Annotated in this window: 4 protein-coding genes; 1 reads left to right on the top strand and 3 read right to left on the bottom strand. The window is 71.8% G+C overall.

Annotated features, from left to right (window positions below):
- The coding region (locus H0U68_RS12755; protein WP_296356128.1) for an ABC transporter transmembrane domain-containing protein at positions 1-1,103 on the bottom strand (1,103 nt) is incomplete at its 3' end.
- A gap of 278 nt (positions 1,104-1,381) precedes the next feature.
- Between H0U68_RS12755 and H0U68_RS12750 the strand changes: the two genes are divergently transcribed.
- Positions 1,382-2,320 carry a Tim44-like domain-containing protein gene (locus H0U68_RS12750; protein ID WP_296356126.1) on the top strand — a complete coding sequence of 313 codons (939 nt, stop codon included), beginning with the start codon at positions 1,382-1,384 and terminating at the stop codon, positions 2,318-2,320.
- Here H0U68_RS12750 and H0U68_RS12745 read toward each other — a convergent pair.
- The gene (locus H0U68_RS12745; RefSeq protein ID WP_296356124.1) at positions 2,317-3,204 is read right to left on the bottom strand and encodes a LysR substrate-binding domain-containing protein; all 888 of its coding nucleotides are present in this window, start codon (positions 3,202-3,204) and stop codon (positions 2,317-2,319) included. The two genes, H0U68_RS12750 and H0U68_RS12745, sit on opposite strands and share 4 nt — an antisense overlap.
- Positions 3,205-3,218: 14 nt before the next feature.
- The coding region (locus tag H0U68_RS12740) for an L-lactate permease (RefSeq protein ID WP_296356122.1) at positions 3,219-3,804 on the bottom strand (586 nt) is incomplete at its 5' end.

Below are 3,804 nucleotides of genomic sequence, written 5' to 3'. Positions count from 1 at the left end.
ACCAGGCCCAGCGTGCGGCCCGGCGCCAGCGTGAGCGACACGCCGTCGAGCGCGGGCTTCGCGTCGGCCGCGTAGGCGAAGCGCACGTCCTCGAGCGCCAGCGCGCCGGGCTGCACCGCGGCCACCGTGCCGTGGTCGTCGATGGACAGCGGCGCGTCCAGCATCGGCTGCAGCCGCGCCCAGCCGGCCTTGCCGCGCTCCAGCAGCGAGAGCACCCAGCCGGCCGCGAACATCGGCCACACCAGGTGGCCCAGGTAGATGCTGAAGCTGGTGAGCTGGCCCAGGGTCAGCTCGCCGTGCCATACCAGCCAGCTGCCCGCGCCCAGCACCAGGGCGGTGGCGGCGGCGAAGGTGATGCCCACGGCAGGCTCGTAGGCCGCTTCCCAGCGCTGCGCGGCGAAGCCGGCGTCGGCCGCGGCGCCGGCCAGCTGCTTGAACTGCGCCTCGCTGCGCGCCTGCAGGCCGAGCGCGCGCACCGTCCGCACGCCCGACAGCGTTTCCTGCACGTGGTCGTTGAGCGCGCCGAAGCGCTCCAGCGACTGGTGCGAGGCGGCGTGCACGTGGCGCGAGATGCGCTGGAAGGCGATCGCCATGAGCGGGAAGGGCAGGATGGCGATCAGCGCCAGCCGCCAGTCGACGCCGATGGACATCATGGCCAGCACGATCACCAGCGTCTGGCTGCCGTCGAAGCCGGCCAGCAGCGCGTCGCCGGCGGCGAACTCCACCGCCTCGATGTCGTTGGTGGCCAGCGCCATCAGGTTGCCGGTGCGCTGGTCCTGGTAGAAGGCCGCGCCCTGCAGGGTCAGCCGCGCGTACAGGCGCGCGCGCAGCTCCACGCCGAGGCGGAACGACGCCGCGTAGAGCTGCAGCCGCCACGCCACGCGCAGCAGGTACACCACGGCGCCGGCGGCCAGCAGCCAGCCGAGCTCGCGCAGCAGCGCGTCGCGCGGCAGCTGGCTGGCCACCAGCGCATCGACCACGTGGCCGATCTGGCGCGGGATCCAGACCAGCAGCAGGGCGATGACGGCCAGCATCACGGCCGAAGACCCGTAGGCGAGCCGATGGCGCAGGACGAATTGGCCGATGAGGCGGTAGAGGGACATGTGGGAAGGAAGAGGCAGCGCGCCGTTCAGGCGGCAAAGCAGCGATTCTTGCGCATGGCGAGGCAGTCTAGTGGGTGCGTGCGGTGCCCGGGCGCAGCAGGTGCCAAAGCCCCGCTTCCGTCATTCATGCCGCCACAGCTTCGATGCGCCCCAGCTCCGGACCCTGGTAGTCTGGAAGACTTCGGGTTTTCCTGAGAAATATGAAGATTAACTCTGCTTTTTTCTTTCGTGGTTCGCGCTTATCCTCTGCGTGTATTCGATTCTCAAAGGAGACTCTCATGAAGAAAACATTGGCTCTTATCGCCGTCGTGCTGTCGCTCGGCCTGACCGTGGCGATGGACGCGGAAGCGAAACGGCTGGGCGGCGCCCGCTCCAGCGGCATGCAGCGTCAGCAGACCACGCAGCCGGCGACGCAACCCAACGCGGCGGGCGCACCCACGCAGGCAGCGCCCGCGGCAGCCGGCACGGCGGCCGGTGCCGCCGCGGCGCCGGCCAGGCGCAGCTGGATGGGACCGATCGCCGGCCTCGCCGCCGGCCTGGGCCTGGCGGCGCTGGCCTCGCACTTCGGCTTCGGCGCGGCGATGGGCAACATCATGATGATGGTGCTGATCGGCGTCGTCGTGATGGTGGTGATCGGCATGGTGATGCGCAAGCGCGCGGCAGCGGCGAATCCGTCGCCGGCGATGGCGGGCGCGGGTGGTAGCGATCCGATGCGCCGCGAGCCGGTGTTCGGCAGCGGGAGTGGCAACGACACCGGCAACGGCGGCGGCACCCGCATCGGCTCGGCGCTGGGCGGCATGCCCGCGGCCGGGACGCAGGCCTCGGCCATTCCGGCCGACTTCGACACCGCCGCGTTCTCGCGCAATGCCAAGGAGCAGTTCATGGCGCTGCAGTCGGCCAACGACGCGCGCGACCTGCAGCGGCTGCGCGACTATCTGACGCCCGAGATGTTCGAGGAGGTCCGCGCCGAGATCGACGCGCGCGGCGACGCGACGCAGCGCACCGAAGTGTTCGGGCTGGAGGCGCAGGTGCTCGAAGTGGTGGAAGAAGCCGGCGCCTACGTGGTCAGCGTGCGCTTCACCGGCAGCGTGCGCGAGCAGCCCGGCGCCGTGCCGCAGGACCTGGACGAGGTGTGGCACCTCACCAAGCCGCGCACCGGCTTCGGCGGTTGGGTTGTTGCTGGCATCCAGCAGGCGGCGCCCAACGCCTCGGCCTAACCGGGGACCGCTTCCAGCAGCCGCTGCACCAGCGGGTGCTGGATGCGGCGCTCGGCGGAGATGAGGTAGAAGGTCTCGACCAGCTCGGGACTGTCTCCCAGCAGCACGATCGAGCGGTCCGCCAGCAGTTCCTGGCGCGACCAGTCCGACGCGGGGAACGCCCCCATGCCGCTGCGGCCGAACGCCGCCAGCAGCGCGCTGTCCTCGAACTCGCCCGCCACGCGCGGGCGAAGTCCATTGCGTTCCAGCCACTGGTCGATGCGCGGGCGCACCGCGGTGTGGCTGGTCGGCAGCAGCAGCGGCATGTCGGCCAGGCAGGCGGGAAACGCTGGCGGCTTGCGGCCGGCCAGGTTGGCCGGCGCGAACCAGGCCAGCGGCGCCTCGCCCAGCCGGTGGCTGTACAGGCGCAGGTTGGGGTTGGAAGGCGCGGCGCGGTCGGACAGCACCGCGTCCAGCCGGTGCAGCGCCAGGTCGGCCAGCAGCCGGTCGAATTCGTCCTCGTGGCACAGCAGCCGCGCCGCGCCGTCGGCCACCACCGGCAGCAGCAGGTGCCGCACCACCAGCTTGGGCAGGCCGTCGGACATGCCCACGCGCAGTCGCAGGCCCTGTCCGGTGGCGGCGTCGCGCACCGCGCCCGGCAGTTCTTCGCCCAGCTGGAAGATCTGCTCCGCATAGCCCATTGCCGCCTCGCCCGCATCGGTGAGCGCGAGCGCACGGCCGGCTGGCTTGAACAGCGCATGGCCGAACGACTGCTCCAGCACGCGCACCTGCGCGCTTACCGTTTGCACCGCCATGCCCAGGCGCTCCGCGCCGCGCGCCATGCCGCCCTCCTTGGCGACGACCCAGAAGTAGTAGAGGTGGTGGAAGTTGAGGGGAGCGGCCATGGTCGTTGTGGGTGTCAGGGCCGCAGCATGGCAGTTGCCAGCAGCAGGCCGACTGCGCAGGCTACCAGCACCGCCAATGCCGCCGCGCCGAGCGGCCAGGCGCGCCGGTAGACCTCGCGTTCCAGGTCGCGCTGGCCAGCCAGCGCGCAGCCGGTGGCCACGCGCGCGGGCGACAGCATGGTCAGCGCCGCGGCCGCGCTGTTCTGCAGAGCGGCGATCCAGGCGAGCGGAATCCGACCGTCCGCCGCAAGTGCGACCTGCGAAGCCATCAGCAGGCCATTGGTCGCGTTGCTGCTGCCGGTGACGGCGCCGAAGGTGCCGGCCAGCAGGGGCGTGGCGATCACCGCGAACGGGCCGAGCGCCTGCTGTAGGCCCTGCGCCAGCGCCGCGGCGATGCCGGCATCCGCCAGCACCATCGCGGCCACCAGGAACAGCCCGATCGTCAGCACCGCCTTGCTTCCATTGGCCCAGGCGCGCTGCGCCGAGGGAAGCACCGCCCGCGCGCGGCGCGACACGATGGCCGTGGCCACGCCCACCACCACCAGCCACGTGGCCGGGTGCAGCAGCGGCGACCAGGCGGGGCTGCCCTCGAACGGCCGC

Origin of the sequence: Ramlibacter sp., from assembly GCF_013697775.1 — a bacterium.
Taxonomy (GTDB): Bacteria; Pseudomonadota; Gammaproteobacteria; order Burkholderiales; family Burkholderiaceae_C; genus Ramlibacter.
The sequence above is the reverse complement of the archived record's forward strand: the minus strand, read 5'-3'. Positions and strand labels throughout refer to the sequence as shown.

Bases quoted from the DNA above. Each gene is read 5' to 3' on its own strand.
- H0U68_RS12750 (WP_296356126.1), top strand. From the start codon at position 1,382: ATGAAGAAAACATTGGCTCTTATCGCCGTCGTGCTGTCGCTCGGCCTG.
- H0U68_RS12745 (WP_296356124.1), bottom strand. From the start codon at position 3,204: ATGGCCGCTCCCCTCAACTTCCACCACCTCTACTACTTCTGGGTCGTC.